At 39.5% G+C, this 17,760-nt stretch carries 10 protein-coding genes; 7 read left to right on the top strand and 3 right to left on the bottom strand.

The features are described 5' to 3' along the window. Positions 1–188: 188 nt before the first annotated feature. Positions 189–1,049 carry a transferrin-binding protein-like solute binding protein gene (locus A6A10_RS00005; protein WP_154399697.1) on the top strand — a complete coding sequence of 287 codons (861 nt, stop codon included), beginning with the start codon at positions 189–191 and terminating at the stop codon, positions 1,047–1,049. A 55-nt stretch (positions 1,050–1,104) separates the two neighbouring features. Here the strand turns inward: A6A10_RS00005 and prmA are convergent, their stop codons facing one another. After that, positions 1,105–1,986 (bottom strand): 50S ribosomal protein L11 methyltransferase, encoded by an 882-nt coding sequence (gene prmA, locus A6A10_RS00010; protein WP_121123772.1) that lies wholly within the window; start codon positions 1,984–1,986, stop codon positions 1,105–1,107. 63 nt (positions 1,987–2,049) lie between these two features. Beyond that, the gene (locus A6A10_RS00015) at positions 2,050–3,255 is read right to left on the bottom strand and encodes a ribosomal protein uL16 3-hydroxylase (protein WP_121123774.1); all 1,206 of its coding nucleotides are present in this window, start codon (positions 3,253–3,255) and stop codon (positions 2,050–2,052) included. 216 nt (positions 3,256–3,471) lie between these two features. Here A6A10_RS00015 and A6A10_RS00020 point away from each other — a divergent pair, with 216 nt between their 5' ends. The 6 genes from A6A10_RS00020 (at position 3,472) to rpoC (ending at position 16,134) form a co-directional block, all read left to right on the top strand. Then, positions 3,472–4,236: a DeoR/GlpR family DNA-binding transcription regulator gene (locus A6A10_RS00020; RefSeq protein ID WP_121123776.1), complete on the top strand. Its 765-nt coding sequence runs from the start codon at positions 3,472–3,474 to the stop codon at positions 4,234–4,236. A 64-nt stretch (positions 4,237–4,300) separates the two neighbouring features. After that, positions 4,301–6,133 carry a glutamine--fructose-6-phosphate transaminase (isomerizing) gene (glmS, locus tag A6A10_RS00025; protein ID WP_121123778.1) on the top strand — a complete coding sequence of 611 codons (1,833 nt, stop codon included), beginning with the start codon at positions 4,301–4,303 and terminating at the stop codon, positions 6,131–6,133. 327 nt (positions 6,134–6,460) lie between these two features. Further along, on the top strand, positions 6,461–6,952 hold the full coding sequence (gene rplJ, locus A6A10_RS00030) for a 50S ribosomal protein L10 (protein WP_121123780.1): 492 nt from the start codon (positions 6,461–6,463) through the stop codon (positions 6,950–6,952). 57 nt (positions 6,953–7,009) lie between these two features. Beyond that, on the top strand, positions 7,010–7,381 hold the full coding sequence (gene rplL / locus A6A10_RS00035) for a 50S ribosomal protein L7/L12 (RefSeq protein WP_121123782.1): 372 nt from the start codon (positions 7,010–7,012) through the stop codon (positions 7,379–7,381). A 311-nt stretch (positions 7,382–7,692) separates the two neighbouring features. After that, complete coding sequence (gene rpoB / locus A6A10_RS00040; RefSeq protein ID WP_121123784.1) at positions 7,693–11,721, top strand: DNA-directed RNA polymerase subunit beta; 4,029 nt, start codon at positions 7,693–7,695, stop codon at positions 11,719–11,721. A gap of 147 nt (positions 11,722–11,868) precedes the next feature. Then, positions 11,869–16,134: a DNA-directed RNA polymerase subunit beta' gene (gene rpoC / locus A6A10_RS00045; RefSeq protein WP_154399687.1), complete on the top strand. Its 4,266-nt coding sequence runs from the start codon at positions 11,869–11,871 to the stop codon at positions 16,132–16,134. 84 nt (positions 16,135–16,218) lie between these two features. On the opposite strand, the gene tldD is transcribed toward rpoC, so the two are convergent. Beyond that, positions 16,219–17,664 (bottom strand): metalloprotease TldD, encoded by a 1,446-nt coding sequence (gene tldD / locus A6A10_RS00050; protein ID WP_121123789.1) that lies wholly within the window; start codon positions 17,662–17,664, stop codon positions 16,219–16,221. Between the last annotated feature and the right edge of the window lie 96 nt (positions 17,665–17,760).

The raw sequence follows: 17,760 nt of genomic DNA on the forward strand, positions 1-17,760 counted from the left end.
AAGCTGCCGCTCAGAAAGCCGCTGAAGAGGCTGCTGCTCAAAAAGCCGCTGAAGAGGCTGCTGCTCAAAAAGCCGCTGAAGAAGCTGCTGCTCAAAAAGCCGCTGAAGAAGCTGCTGCTCAAAAAGCCGCTGAAGAAGCTGCTGCTCAAAAAGCCGCTGAAGAACAAGCTGCTAATGATAAGGCTAATATGTCAGATATGATTTCTAATAATATTGGTGAAATTCAGAAGACTTTTGTTAATAATAATGGAACAAATGGAGGAAGAAGTAATCTATCTGGTGCAATTATTTCAATTAAAGATGGCAAATTCACTCAACAAAATATTGATCTAGAAACATCTAATAACATTAATGAGTTAGTAATAGATGGTAAACCTATTACTTTATTCTCTAATGAAGATATTACAAATCGTCGATCTGAGGATCAAAATAGCTATAACATTTATGATATACGTTCAGATAACGTAACAGGAAAAGTTGGTAGCCTTCCTAAACGAGCATTTGATGATAATTTTGCTCAATTAAGATATGGATATGTTAAAGATAACGATGGAAAAATAACATTATTCGTACAAGGACATCAAACACCAGTACAAGGACAAATTGATACTCCATTCAGCTATTATTGGGCTGGAAAAAATAATAATACTGAAGTACTTAGAGCATTACCAAAAGAAGGTATATGGGAATATTTAGGTACAGCTTTTTATGGTAAAGATCAAAACTATAAAGAACTTGATACTTCAGCTATTGTTGATATAACCAATAAGAAAGTAAAAGTTGATGTAAAAGAAAATGGTACAAATAAACTTACTTTCGGGGGTAATATTGAAGGAAATACGTTCTCAGGCAACTATCATGGAGTTGAATCAAAAGGTGCTTTCTATGGAACTAATGGAATAGATATTGGAGGTACATTCTATCAAACTCAAGGAAATGAAAAAGGATACAATGGTGTATTTGGAGCGACCCAACAAAACTGTAGTTGGAGTGGATGTGCACAACTAGAAAATAAAGATGCTTTAAAAGATTTTAATGTATCTAAATAATCAATAATACAATGGCAATACTTCTTATAATTTAAGTATTGCCATTTATTATCTTTTACTGTTTTCTTCCTGTAATCCTACACCACTCTTCTTTTTCTTCTACAGGATCTAATGTGAAATGTTGTTGATAAGCCTCACATACTGACTCCGCTTGGGTTGCTAAAATGCCAGATAATCCCAAATCGCCATCCGGTTTAACTAGGGTGGTAATTTGAGGTGCTAACTCTTTCAACGGACCCGCTAAAATATTGGCAACAACAACTTCTGCTTGCAATCCTTCTGGCTGATCTTTTGCAAGAAATAGCTGCAATCTATCCGCTACACCATTTGCCTCGGCATTATTTTTACTGGCTAAAATGGCTTGTGGATCAATATCAATACCAATCGCTTGTTTTGCCCCTAATTTCAAGGCAGCTATAGCTAAAATGCCTGAACCACATCCAAAATCAATCACGGTTTTATCTGTCAGATCTAAACCATCCAACCACGCTAAACATAGTGCAGTTGTTGGGTGAGTACCAGTACCAAAAGCTAAACCAGGATCTAACATTACATTGACCGCATTAGGATCAGGAATTTCTCGCCAGCTTGGGCAAATCCATAAACGTTTACCAAACTGCATAGGGTGGAAATTATCCATCCACTCACGTTCCCAATCTTTATCTTCAATTTGCTCAATTTTATGGGCAAAATCTTCGTCAACAATTTGGCTCTTGCGTAATTGCTCTACAATCTCTTGCATATTGGTTTCCGCATCAAATAATGCGACTACATCCGTATTTCCCCAAAGGCGAGTTTCACCCGGTAGAGGCTCAAAAATCGGAGTATCTTGACTATCCATAAAAGTCACCGATACCGCGCCGATAGATTCTAAAAAATCACTGATTAATTCTGCTTGCTTGTCTGTGCTATTTAAGCGAATTTGTACCCAAGCCATATTTTTCCTTATTCTTAAAAATAAACCGAAATTTTACGCGATCAATCATCAATCGCAAAGGCGCTATTCCCCTTCTTCGAGTAAAATCCAGCCACTATCTAACCAATCACATAAACTGTCTAATAAGAGTTCGAGTTGATCTTGATTTTCTACTTTTGAGGCTAATTTATTCCAAGAAACTGCATCACCATTAGCAATGCGGATCAATAAATTTGCTTCTGCGTCATTGAGTTCATCAATCCATTCCCCATTTACGTACACACGTAATGGTGATTCCGTATAAACAATTTTCACATTTGCATCTTGTTGAACCCAACCGCCCGCCTCCAAAATTTCTTGGACTTCATCGGGATAAAACTCATTTTCTTCGGTTAATTGCTCATAACGTCTGGTACTTACCGCCATTGCGACACTATGAGTAAAGAGTTCATCAAATTGATTAGAATGTTGTAATAATTCAATCAACTGTGTTTTGAGTGTTGCCACCATTTGCGGATCGAGCAATGCAGTTGGTTGATTTTGTGGTGAAAGTCTAAATGGCACGGTAAATTGTGAATTTGCCATAATATTCGTTTGATGTTCTAAGGTCTTACACAAGTTTTCGAGTAAATCGGCTGCATTTGGGAAACGCAATCCAAATGAAAATGTTAAGCAATCATCTTGTGCGACACCATAATGGGCAAGGCGAGAAGGAACGTAAAGCACGTCACCCGGCGATAACACTTCATCTAAAATAAGATCACCCATATCATCAAAAATACGAATCGGTTGGTTAGGTTGAAATTCAGTGCTTGGATCACACCATTTGCCTAATTGCCAACGGCGATGCCCATAGCCTTGCACGAGGAACACATCATATTCATCATAGTGTTTACCCACAGAACCGCCCGCTTGTGCGTAAGACACCATAATATCATCACGTTGCCATTGAGGTAGGAAGCTAAAAGCTTGCCATAATGCACCCAATTCAGGCGACCATTGCTCTAAATTCTGCACTAACACCGACCAGCGTTCAGGTAAGTCATCAAAATCTTCCGCAGATAATGGGCTACGTTTGAGAGACCATTTTTCGCCTTCTTCCGTTTGATAAGTTTTTACCAAGCGAGAGGTGACGTCTTCTTCCTGTGCTAATTCAATAATATCCTGAGGTTCAAATAAACCCACTATTTGTGGTAATCCATTACGAATAAGAAGCGGTCGTTTCTGCCAATAATTTTGCAAAAAATCTTCGGGAGTAATGTTTTCTGGTAAACAGAATGGGATATTCATTTGAGATACCTCACTTTTAGCTGAAATCAGATTTTACTTTAATCTTTTTTATATAGCTTGCCAAATAGAATCCCCTTATTTTTCATCAATTTTTGATTAAAATTATACTCTAGAGAGCCTTATTCTATTTATTCCACACACAAATTCCCTTTTTATTCTCATTTTTTACCTATATAATGCGATTAAATTTCGATTCAAAACTTATTTTATTTCATTATGCCAAAACGAAACACAAAACAACGTCGTCAAATTATTGCAACAATGGTGCAAGAACAAGGGGAAGTGAGTGTTGAAATACTCTCTACTCTTTTTGAAACTTCAGAAGTCACTATTCGTAAAGATCTCACGGCATTAGAAGAAAGTGGTTTTTTATTACGCCGATATGGCGGGGCAATAAAAATCCCCAAAGAAATGATAGAAGACCAAGCAGAAAATCTTTCGAAACAAAAGATAGCTATTGCTCACGCAGCAACGAAACAAATTAAAGAGCATAACCGAATCATTATTGATACGGGTAGCACAACAGGTGCGTTAGTTAAAGTGCTGAATCAAACAGGGTTGGTGATTATGACTAACTCACTTGCCTTAGCTAATGAATTAACTGTGCTTGAATGTGAACCAACGGTATTGATGACCGGTGGCACTTGGGATACTCGCTCTGAATCATTTCAAGGGAAAGTCGCTGAACAGGTTCTTCGTTCATACAATTTTGACCAATTGTTTATTGGTGCGGATGGCGTTGATCTCTCGCAAGGGACAACCACATTTAATGAATTAATTGGTTTAAGCCAAGTGATGGCTGAGGTTTCTCGAGAAGTTATCGTGCTGATCGAATCCCAAAAAATTGGGCGAAAAATGCCAAACATTGAATTGGAATGGCAAAAAATAGATAAGTTAATTACCGATGAGGAAATTTCGCCTGAGGTTGTGCAACAAATTACACAACAAGGCGTAGAAGTCATTATTGCAAAATATGAATAAGATCTAACCGCTTGTATAACCCTTATGGTATGTAAGCAATTAATAAAAAAAGGAAAGTAAATTTATGTGTGGAATTGTTGGTGCTGTGGCACAACGTGATGTTGCGGAAATCTTAGTAAATGGCTTACATCGTCTAGAATATCGTGGTTACGATTCAGCGGGCGTGGCAATCTTAGCCCCACAAAAAGAGATGCAAATTGTACGTCGAGTAGGCAAAGTGAAAGCACTTGATGAAGCCATTGAAAAAGATCCATTAATTGGTGGAACAGGGATTGCACATACTCGCTGGGCAACACACGGCGAACCATCAGAAACTAATGCTCATCCACATCGTTCAGGCAATATTGCTGTGGTCCACAATGGAATTATTGAGAACTACGAAGAATTAAGAGAAATCCTTCAGCAAAGAGGTTATCAATTCCAATCGCAAACAGATACGGAAGTTATCGCTCACTTAGTTGAATGGGAATCTAGAAACTCATCTACTCTACTCGAAGCGGTACAAAAAACCGTTGTGCAATTACGTGGTGCTTACGGCACAGTAGTAATGAATGCCAATGAACCCGAACATCTTATCGTTGCTCGTTCGGGTAGCCCATTAGTTATCGGCTTGGGGATTGGCGAAAATTTCCTTGCCTCTGACCCTTTGGCATTATTGAGTGTCACTCGTCGTTTTATCTATCTTGAAGAAGGCGATGTTGCTGAAATTACCCGTCGTGATGTACATATTTTTGATCACGAAGGTAAAGAAGTTAAGCGAGAAGTTCACGAAGGAAACTTTGAGCAAGATGCAACGGATAAAGGTCCTTTCCGCCACTATATGCAGAAAGAAATCTTCGAACAGCCTGTTGCTATTCGTAACACCTTAGAAGGTCGTATTGCTCATGATAAAGTAGTAATCGACTCCATTGGCAATAATGCTCAAGCTATTTTGGAAAAAGTAGAACATATCCAAATTGTCGCTTGTGGTACATCTTATAATGCAGGTATGGTCGCTCGCTATTGGTTAGAGTCGATCGCTGGAGTAAGTTGTGATGTGGAAATTGCCTCAGAATTCCGTTATCGCAAATTCGTTACTCGCCCTAATAGCCTTTTAATTACACTCTCTCAATCGGGCGAAACAGCAGATACACTCGCTGCATTGCGTTTAGCTAAAGCTTCTGGATTTATGTCAGCAATGACAATCTGTAATGTCGCAAGCTCATCGCTCGTACGTGAATCTGATTTTGCCTTTATGACAAAAGCAGGCGTTGAAATTGGCGTGGCATCAACCAAGGCATTTACAACCCAACTGACTTGCTTATTACTTTTAACTTCGGTAATTGGACGTTTAAAAGGTAATGTATCTGATGAACAAGAAAAACATATCGTTCAAGCTTTACAACGACTCCCTGCACAAATTGAAAGTGCATTAGTCTTTGATAAAGAAATTGAAAAATTATCGGAAGATTTTGCGGAAAAACATCACACCCTATTTTTAGGACGTGGCGAGTTTTATCCAATCGCAATGGAATCTGCGTTAAAGCTGAAAGAAATTTCCTATATTCATGCAGAAGCCTATGCAGCGGGAGAGTTGAAACACGGACCTTTGGCATTAATTGATAACGATATGCCAGTAATCGTTGTTGCGCCTGAAAATGATTTACTTGAAAAAGTGAAATCTAACATTGAAGAAGTGAGAGCAAGAGGCGGACAGCTTTATGTATTCGCTGATCACGACGCAGGGTTCAATCAAGAGGAAGGATTTAAAACGATAGTAATGCCAAAAGTAGATGAAATTACTGCCCCTATTTTTTACACAGTGCCGTTACAACTACTTTCTTACCACATCGCCTTAATTAAAGGAACAGATGTTGATCAACCGAGAAATTTAGCGAAAGCGGTGACGGTGGAATAATAAAATCCTTGCGGAATAAAGACAAAACTAGTTTACATTGCATTCATAAATAGGTAAAATTCGCCCTCGCAGATCATTTTATTAAATTTCTGTGAATTTTTGATGGTGCTTGCCTATCAAGCCCCATCCAAGACCGTAGGTGAATTGACTCATTATTTATAGTAAGTCAGTTCTTAATCCAACAAACCTACGTAGATGGTGAACAGACAGAATACTCTGCTTCTGGACACCTTAGGCTCAAAAGACGATTGTGTAACAAGCGGTCGCTTTTTTGAGATTTTTTGTAAATTCCACGTTTTTTGTGGAGTGTATCAGGAGCTAAAACCAATGGCATTAAATCTTCAAGACAAACAAGCAATTGTTGCTGAAGTAAATGAAGCTGCTAAAGGTGCCCTTTCTGCTGTTGTTGCGGATTCTCGTGGTGTAACAGTAGATAAAATGACTGAGTTACGTAAAACTGCTCGTGAAGCAGGCGTTTCATTGCGCGTTGTTCGTAATACTTTATTACGTCGTGCAGTTGAAGGCACTGAATATGAGTGCTTAAAAGATACGTTTACTGGTCCAACTCTTATTGCATTCTCTAACGAGCATCCAGGTGCAGCTGCACGTTTGCTTAAAGATTTTGCAAAAGCAAACAAAGAGTTTGAAATTAAAGGTGCTGCCTTTGAAGGTAAATTGCAAGATATCGAATTCTTAGCAACATTACCAACTTACGAAGAAGCAATTGCACGTTTAATGGGTACAATGAAAGAAGCTGCGGCAGGCAAACTTGTTCGCACTCTTGCGGCATTACGCGACAAATTACAAGAAGCTGCATAATTTATTTTAAAGCACTTCTTAAATCGTTTAACTTATTTATTTTAGGAATTGATTGTTATGTCATTAACTAACGAACAACTTATCGAAGCTATCGCTTCTAAATCAGTATCAGAAATCGTTGAATTAATCGCTGCGATGGAAGAAAAATTTGGTGTTTCAGCGGCAGCAGCGGCAGTTGCAGTAGCAGCTGGTGGTGCAGCAGAAGCAGCAGAAGAAAAAACAGAATTTGATGTTGTATTAACAAACGCTGGTGGTAACAAAGTTGCTGTAATCAAAGCAGTACGTGGTGCAACAGGTTTAGGCTTAAAAGAAGCTAAAGACTTAGTTGAATCAGCACCTGCAACATTAAAAGAAGCTGTATCTAAAGGCGAAGCTGAAGAACTTAAGAAAGCTTTAGAAGAAGCTGGTGCACAAGTAGAAATCAAATAATTTTTGATTGACTTGTAAATCCTTATTTAAGGATAGATGGCTGGTGGTTTTTCCATCAGCCATTTTGTGCTTAAAAGAAACGGGTAGATTTTGTCGTTTTAATCTATTCTAATTTTTATCCTAATCTTTTGATTTTATTAAGATTAGTAATATACCCCCCCGAAATAACCGCTTTAAGTAGTGATTTTTGACTTACTGTTAGGTAATCGGAAAACGACACCTCGTACACATTTATAATGCCACTTCCTGCCTGTCTTAAAGGCGGTTTGTGAACTCAACAACCAAAAAGAAAAATCAGAGGCTATCTAAAAATGGCATACTCATATTCCGAGAAAAAGCGTATTCGTAAGAGCTTCGGCAAACGCTCACAGGTTCTTAATGTACCTTATCTATTAACAATTCAGCTTGACTCTTTTGATAAATTTATTCAAAGAGACCCTGAAGGACAACAAGGTTTAGAAGCGGCATTCCGTTCAGTTTTCCCAATTGTAAGTAACAATGGTTCAACTGAATTACAATACGTTTCATACGAACTTGGCGAACCATCATTCGATGTTCGTGAATGTCAAATTCGTGGTACAACTTATGCTGCACCACTCCGCGTTACATTACGCTTAGTTACCTTCGACCGTGAAGCCGCGGCAGGTACTGTAAAAGATATTAAAGAACAAAGTGTATATATGGGAGAAATCCCACTGATGACTGATAACGGAACTTTCGTTATCAATGGTACAGAGCGTGTGATTGTTTCACAATTACACCGTAGCCCAGGTGTGTTCTTTGATTCAGACAAAGGTAAAACGCACGCATCAGGTAAAGTCCTTTATAACGCAAGAATTATCCCTTACCGTGGTTCTTGGTTAGATTTTGAATTCGATCCAAAAGATAATCTTTACGCGCGTATCGACCGTCGTCGTAAATTACCAGCAACGATTATTTTACGTGCATTAGGCTACACAACAGAAGAAATCTTAGATTTATTCTTCGATAAAATTCATTTTGAAATTAAAGATAATCAATTATTGATGACCCTTGTACCAGAGCGTTTACGTGGTGAAATTGCTGCGTTTGATATTGAAGCGAATGGTAAAGTTTATGTAGAAAATGGTCGTCGTATTACTGCCCGTCATATTAGAGCATTAGAAAAAGATAATATTACTCAAATTGTTGTTCCAACAGAATATATTGTTGGTCGTGTGACTGCGAAAGACTATATCGATCTTGAAACAGGTGAAGTAGTTTGCCCTGCGAATATGGAAATTTCATTAGAAATGTTGGCAAACCTTGCTCAAGCTGGCTATAACGAAATCGAAGTATTATTCACAAACGATTTAGACTACGGTCCTTATATTTCTGAAACATTACGTGTGGATCCAACTCACGATCGTTTAAGTGCGTTAGTTGAAATTTACCGTATGATGCGTCCAGGCGAGCCACCAACAAAAGAAGCAGCAGAAGGCTTGTTTGACAATATGTTCTTCTCAACTGACCGCTATGATCTTTCTGCGGTAGGTCGTATGAAGTTCAATCGTTCTCTTGATATTCCAGAAGGCGTGGGCACAGGAATTTTAAGCAACGATGATATTGTCGGTGTGATGAAAAAATTAATCGAGATCCGTAATGGTCGTGGTGAAGTTGATGATATCGATCACTTAGGAAACCGTCGTATCCGTTCTGTGGGTGAAATGGCAGAAAACCAATTCCGTATTGGTTTAGTGCGTGTTGAGCGTGCAGTGCGTGAGCGTCTTTCATTAGGCGATTTAGATGGCGTAACTCCACAAGATTTAATCAATGCGAAACCAATTTCAGCAGCAGTGAAAGAGTTCTTTGGTTCATCACAACTTTCACAATTTATGGACCAAAATAACCCACTTTCAGAAGTGACACATAAACGTCGTATTTCTGCATTAGGCCCGGGTGGTTTAACTCGTGAACGTGCAGGCTTTGAGGTTCGAGATGTTCACGCAACTCACTATGGTCGTGTATGTCCAATCGAAACACCTGAAGGTCCAAACATCGGTTTGATCAACTCACTTTCTGTGTACGCTCGTACTAACGACTACGGTTTCTTAGAAACGCCATATCGTAAAGTGGTTGATGGTCAAGTAACAGAAGAAATCGAATACTTATCAGCAATTGAAGAAGGTAACTATGTTATCGCTCAGGCTAACTCAAACTTAGATGACGATTTCCGCTTTACTGATACTTATGTAACTTGTCGTGGTGAACACGGTGAGTCTGGTTTATATCGTCCAGAAGAAATTCACTATATGGACGTTTCTACACAACAGGTAGTTTCTGTTGCGGCAGCGTTGATTCCGTTCCTTGAACACGATGATGCGAACCGTGCCTTAATGGGTGCGAACATGCAACGTCAAGCAGTACCAACACTACGTGCGGATAAACCATTAGTCGGTACAGGTATCGAAAAAGCTGTAGCACTTGACTCTGGTGTAGCGGTTGTTGCGAAACGTGGTGGTACAATTCAATATGTTGATGCGTCACGTATCGTTGTTAAAGTTAATGAAGACGAAACTATCGCGGGTGAAGCGGGTATCGATATTTATAACTTAATTAAATATACTCGTTCAAACCAAAACACTTGTATCAACCAATTACCTTGTGTGCAATTAGGTGAGCCAGTTGAACGTGGTGAAATCTTAGCAGATGGCCCTTCAACAGATTTAGGTGAATTAGCATTAGGTCAAAACATTCGTGTGGCATTCATGCCTTGGAATGGTTATAACTTCGAAGACTCAATGTTAGTCTCTGAGCGTGTTGTACAAGAAGATCGTTTCACTACTATTCATATTCAAGAATTATCTTGTGTGGCGCGTGATACTAAACTTGGTGCGGAAGAAATCACTGCAGATATTCCAAACGTCGGTGAATCAGCATTAAGTAAATTAGATGAGTCTGGTATCGTTTATATCGGTGCGGAAGTGAAAGGTGGCGATATCCTAGTGGGTAAAGTTACCCCTAAAGGTGAAACACAATTAACACCAGAAGAAAAATTACTTCGTGCAATCTTTGGTGAAAAAGCGTCTGACGTTAAAGATTCTTCTTTACGTGTACCAAATGGTACATCAGGTACGATTATCGACGTTCAAGTCTTCACTCGTGACGGCGTAGAAAAAGATAAACGTGCGAAAGAAATCGAAGAAATGCAACTTCGTGATGCGAAGAAAGACCTTGTTGAAGAGTTAGAAATCTTAGAAGCAGGCTTATTCACACGTGTTCGTAACCTATTAATCGAAGGTGGTGTTGCTGAATCAACATTAGATAACTTACCTCGTGAAAAATGGTTAGAGCAAACTTTAGATGACGAAGCTAAACAAAATCAATTAGAGCAACTTGCGGAACAACACGAAGAATTACGTAAAGAATTTGAACGTAAACTTGAAGTTAAACGCAATAAGATCATCCAAGGCGATGACCTTGCACCAGGCGTATTAAAAGTTGTTAAAGTATATCTTGCTGTGAAACGTCAAATCCAACCGGGTGATAAAATGGCGGGACGTCACGGTAACAAAGGGGTTATCTCAAAAATCAACCCAGTTGAAGATATGCCATACGATGAAAACGGTCAGCCAGTTGAGATCGTATTGAATCCACTAGGGGTTCCATCTCGTATGAACATCGGTCAGATCTTAGAAACTCACTTAGGCTTAGCAGCTCGTGGTATCGGTGATCAAATCAACCAGATGATCAAACAACAACAATCTATCGCTAAATTACGTGAATATATCCAAAAAGCGTATGACTTAGGCCACGGTGCTCAAAGTGTAGATTTAAATACATTCTCTGATGAAGAAGTATTACGTTTAGCAGAAAACCTCCGTAAAGGTTTACCACTTGCTACACCTGTATTTGATGGTGCTCACGAAGATGAAATCAAAGGATTATTAGAATTAGGTGGTTTACCAACTTCTGGTCAAATTACGTTATATGATGGTCGTACAGGTGAAAAATTCGAGCGTCCAGTAACCGTTGGTTATATGTATATGCTCAAATTGAACCACTTGGTTGATGACAAAATGCACGCTCGTTCAACTGGTTCTTATAGTCTTGTTACACAACAACCATTGGGTGGTAAAGCTCAATTCGGTGGTCAGCGTTTCGGTGAGATGGAGGTATGGGCATTAGAAGCATACGGTGCGGCTTATACTCTACAAGAAATGCTAACTGTGAAATCTGATGACGTGAACGGTCGTACTAAGATGTATAAAAATATCGTCGATGGTACACACTATATGGAACCGGGTATGCCTGAATCTTTCAACGTTATTACGAAAGAAATTCGTGCATTAGGTATCGATATGGAGTTGGACGAAGCATAAATACGTTAAATTCCTTTGGAATTAACACGTATCGCAAGCGGTCAGATTTGCAAAATATTTTACAAAACTCACCGCTTGCAAAGCCAGATTTTCTCGTTTAGAGCCACAAGGCTTTAAGCAAACTTTAACCTCACTAGGGGCAAAAAAGTGAAAGACTTAGTTAAGTTTTTAAAAGCACAATCAAAATCAAATGACGATTTCGATGTAATTAAGATTGGTTTAGCATCGCCAGATAAGATCCGTTCGTGGTCTTTCGGTGAAGTTAAAAAACCAGAAACAATCAACTACCGTACATTCAAACCAGAACGTGACGGTCTTTTCTGTGCCAGAATCTTTGGACCAGTAAAAGATTACGAATGTCTTTGCGGTAAATATAAACGCTTAAAACACCGTGGTGTTATTTGTGAAAAATGTGGTGTTGAAGTTACACAAACTAAAGTACGTCGTGAACGTATGGGACACATTGAATTAGCTTGTCCAGTAGCACACATTTGGTTCTTAAAATCATTACCATCTCGTATCGGTTTGATTTTAGATATGCCATTACGTGATATTGAACGTGTACTTTATTTCGAATCTTATGTTGTTATTGAACCAGGTATGACTGATCTTGAGAAAAATCAGTTATTAACCGAAGAACAATTTATGGAAGCGGAAGAGCGTTGGGGCGATGAATTTGAAGCAAAAATGGGTGCAGAAGCTATCCAAGTATTGCTCAAAGAATTAGATTTAGATCACCAATGCGAAATGTTACGTGAAGAATTGCAAACAACAAATTCTGAAACTAAACGTAAAAAAATCACAAAACGCTTAAAATTACTTGAAGCATTTATGCAATCTGGTAACAAACCAGAATGGATGATCTTAACGGTATTACCAGTACTTCCACCCGATCTTCGTCCATTAGTACCACTCGATGGCGGACGTTTTGCGACTTCAGATCTAAACGATTTATATCGTCGTGTAATCAACCGTAATAACCGTTTAAAACGTTTATTAGACTTAATCGCACCAGATATTATCGTGCGTAACGAAAAACGTATGTTACAAGAATCTGTGGACGCATTATTAGATAATGGTCGTCGTGGTCGTGCAATTACAGGTTCAAACAAACGTCCATTAAAATCTTTGGCTGATATGATCAAAGGTAAACAAGGTCGTTTCCGTCAAAACTTATTAGGTAAACGTGTTGACTATTCAGGCCGTTCTGTAATCACAGTAGGTCCATACTTACGTCTACATCAATGTGGTTTACCGAAAAAAATGGCATTGGAATTATTCCGTCCATTTATTTATTCAAAATTAGAAAATCGTGGCATTGCATCAACAATCAAAGCTGCGAAGAAAATGGTTGAGCGTGAAGATCCAATCGTATGGGATATTCTTGCTGAAGTTATCCGTGAACACCCGATTCTACTTAACCGTGCACCAACACTTCACCGTTTGGGTATCCAAGCGTTTGAACCATTGTTGATTGAAGGTAAAGCGATTCAGTTACACCCTCTTGTTTGTGCGGCGTTCAATGCGGACTTCGATGGTGACCAAATGGCGGTTCACGTTCCATTAACACTTGAAGCTCAGTTAGAAGCTCGTGCGTTAATGATGTCAACCAATAACGTACTTTCACCAGCAAACGGTGATCCAATCATCGTTCCATCACAAGACGTTGTTTTAGGCTTGTACTATATGACACGTGAAAAAGTGAATGCGAAAGGTGAAGGAATGTACTTCTTAGACCCGCGTGAAGCTGAAAAAGCGTATCGTACTGGTCAGGCAGAATTACACGCTCGCGTTAAAGTACGTATCACTGAATACACTAAAGATGAAAATGGTGAATTTGTTAAATCAACAAACTTAATCGATACTACCGTTGGACGTTCAATCCTGTGGATGATCGCACCAAAAGGTATGCCATTTAAATTGTTCAACCAGACATTAGGTAAAAAAGCAATTTCAAAATTAATTAATGAAAGCTACCGTCGTTTAGGTTTGAAAGAGTCTGTTGTTTTTGCTGATCAAATTATGTATACCGGTTTTGCATATGCAGCACGTTCAGGTTCATCTGTTGGTATTGATGATATGGTTATACCTGAGCAAAAATACAGTATCATTTCAGCAGCAGAAACAGAAGTTGCTGAGATCCAAGAGCAGTTTAACTCGGGTCTTGTCACTGCGGGTGAGCGTTATAATAAAGTGATCGATATTTGGGCGGCAGCGAATGAGCGTGTTGCTAAAGCGATGATGGAAAACCTTTCACAAGAAGAAGTGATCAACCGTGAAGGTAACCCAGAAAAACAAGCCTCATTCAACAGTATCTTTATGATGGCAGACTCTGGAGCGCGTGGTTCTGCGGCACAGATTCGTCAGTTAGCAGGTATGCGTGGATTGATGGCGCGTCCAGATGGCTCAATCATCGAAACACCAATCACAGCGAACTTCCGTGAAGGTCTGAACGTTCTTCAGTACTTTATTTCAACCCACGGTGCGCGTAAAGGTTTGGCGGATACGGCGTTAAAAACTGCGAACTCAGGTTACTTAACTCGTCGTTTAGTTGATGTGGCACAAGACTTAGTTATCGTTGAAGATGACTGTGGTACACACGAAGGTATCGTAATGACAGCCCTTATTGAAGGTGGGGATGTTAAAGAAGCATTGCGTGATCGTGTGTTAGGTCGTGTGGTTGCAGAAGACGTATTAAAACCAGGTACAGAAGAAGTATTAATTCCACGTAATACACTCATTGATGAAAAATGGTGTGATGTGATTGATGCGGAATCTGTGGATCAAATCAAAGTACGTTCAGTAGTAACCTGTAACACAGACTTCGGTGTATGTGCGAAATGTTACGGACGTGACCTTGCTCGTGGACACTTAATCAACCAAGGTGAAGCCGTTGGGGTTATCGCAGCACAATCTATCGGGGAACCAGGTACACAGTTAACCATGCGTACGTTCCATATCGGTGGTGCGGCATCTGCGGCAGCCAAAGAATCAAGCGTACAAGTGAAAAATACGGGTACATTAAAACTTGCTAATGCGAAATCAGTGACCAATAAAGACGGTAAGATCGTATTAACTTCACGTAATACTGAATTAACGATCATTGATGCATTCGGTCGTACCAAAGAAAACTATAAAGTACCTTACGGTGCAGTATTATCGAAAGGCGATGGCGAAGAAGTGACTGCGGGTGAAATAGTTGCAAACTGGGATCCACATACAATGCCTATCGTGTCTGAAGTGAGTGGTTTCATTCAATTCAGTGATGTTGTAGATGGCTTAACAGTAACGCGTCAAACCGATGATCTTACAGGTTTATCATCAATAGTAGTTCAAGATGTCGGTGAACGTGCAACAGCAGGTAAAGATTTACGTCCAGCGTTGAAATTAGTGGATGCAAAAGGTAATGACATTTTAATTAATGACACACCAGTACAATACTTCCTACCAGGTAAAGCAATCGTAACATTAAGCGATGGCGCAGAAATCGGTACAGGGGAAGCATTAGCACGTATTCCACAAGAATCAACAGCAACTAAAGATATTACCGGGGGTCTTCCTCGCGTTGCTGACTTATTTGAAGCTCGTAAACCGAAAGAGCCAGCAATTCTTGCAGAAATTTCAGGTATCGTTTCATTTGGTAAAGAAACTAAAGGAAAACGCCGCTTGTTAATCACTCCAGCAGAAGGCGAAACATACGAAGAAATGATTCCAAAATGGCGTCAGCTTAACGTATTTGAAGGCGAAATGGTTCAACGTGGTGATATTATTTCAGATGGTGCAGAAACACCTCACGATATCTTACGTTTACGTGGCGTACACGCAGTAACAGATTATATCGTTAATGAAGTTCAAGAAGTTTATCGCTTACAAGGGGTAAAAATTAACGATAAACATATCGAAGTTATCGTACGTCAAATGTTACGTAAAGCGGTAATCACTCAAGCTTACGATTCTGAATTCTTAGAAGGTGAGCAAGTTGAAGTAGCTCGCGTGAAGATTGTAAACCGCCAACGTGAAGCGGAAGGTAAACCATTAGTTGAATTTGAACGTGAATTGCTTGGTATTACTAAAGCATCACTTGCAACAGAATCATTTATTTCTGCGGCATCGTTCCAAGAAACAACTCGCGTATTAACCGAAGCTGCGGTAGCAGGTAAACGTGATGAATTACGTGGATTAAAAGAAAACGTTATCGTAGGTCGTTTAATCCCTGCGGGTACAGGTTTTGCTTACCATCAAAATCGTAACAAGAAACGTGTAGCACCTGAAGTGGTTGAAGCACCAGTAGATCCAGTATCTGCATTTGCAACTGCTGAAGAAATCGAAGCGGAAACACAAAATCTTGTTGCTGATGAAGCAACTCAAAGCTTAGCTGCATTATTAAATGCTGGCTTAGATGCTGATGAGTAATGAATCATTTCTAGATTAGAAATTAGATAACAAAAATGGGGCTTACGCCCCATTTTTTATTGATATAGACTGCAAATTAAAAAACTACCCTCGTCCACCAACGGTAATTTTATCGAGTTTCACTGTAGGTTGCCCTACCCCAACAGGTACACTTTGCCCTTCTTTTCCACAAGTTCCGATGCCAAGATCGAGTTCCATATTTTTACCGACCATAGACACTTGTTGCATTGCTTCAATACCACTACCGATTAATGTCGCACCTGTTACTGGTTTGGTTATCCTACCTTTTTCAATCAAATAGGCTTCCGCTGTTGAGAAAACAAATTTACCTGAAGTGATATCCACTTGTCCGCCACTAAAGTGTGGTGCATATAAGCCAAAATCCACTGACTCAATCATAGCTTCAAACTCATCATTACCTTCTTGCAAGTAAGTATTTGTCATTCTTGGCATTGGTAAGTGGGCGTAAGATTCTCGACGTCCATTTCCTGTTGGCGCAACGCCCATTAAACGTGCGTTGAGTTTATCTTGCATATAGCCTTTCAAAATACCATTTTCAATTAAGGTATTTTTTTGAGAAGGCACACCTTCATCATCTACCGTAAGAGAACCGCGTAAATTAGCTAAAGTACCATCATCAACAATAGTACAGAGTGGAGAAGTGACTTGTTGTCCAATTTTACCCGTAAACAGTGAAGATTCTTTACGGTTGAAATCACCTTCTAAACCGTGTCCAACTGCTTCGTGCAGTAAAATTCCCGGCCAGCCTGCACCAAGCACAATCGGCATTGAACCTGCGGGTGCTGCTACTGCACCTAAATTAACAAGGGCTTGGCGTACAGCTTCTTTCGCAAGATGCACTGCTCGACTATCGCCTGTAATGTGTGGCTCTAAGAACCAATCTAAGCCAAATCGACCACCTGCTCCCGCACTACCACGCTCACGTTTACCGTCTTTTTCTACTAATACGGAAATTGATAAACGAACTAATGGGCGAATATCCGCTGCTAAAGTACTATCGGTTGCACTCACTAAAATTTCTTCGTAGATTGCTGATAGGTTGGCATTAACTTGAATCACTCGTGGATCTTCCGCTCTCGCCACTTTATCAACTAAATGCAGTAATTCCACTTTTTGTTCACGGCTTAAAGTGTCTAATGGATTAACTGATGCATAGCGTTTAATTGCTTTTGTTTCCACGAAAGGATGAATGGCTAATTTACCAGAATCTTGGGTAATACTACGGGCTGCCATTGCACATTGCTCGAGTTGAGTAAGTGAAATTTGATCCGCATAAGCAAACCCTGTTTTTTCGCCTGAAACTGCACGAACGCCAACGCCACGATCAATATAAAATCCACCTTCTTTGATAATACTATCTTCTAGCGACCAACTTTCATCTTGGCTGAATTGAAAATAGAGATCCGCATAATCAATATTACGTGTTGCAAAATGATCAAGGGTATTGGATAAATCCGACAGCTGTAATCCACTTGGTAAAAGCAAACTACTTGAAACTTTATTTAACATATTGATTCTCTTAAAAATAAAACTGCTCTTTCGAGCAGTTACAAGCGGTATGATTAGTCTCTTTTTTTGCAAAAAATCGGGATAAACCTACCGCTT

The sequence above is a fragment of the Otariodibacter oris genome, from assembly GCF_009684715.1.
Taxonomy (GTDB): domain Bacteria; phylum Pseudomonadota; class Gammaproteobacteria; order Enterobacterales; family Pasteurellaceae; genus Otariodibacter; species Otariodibacter oris.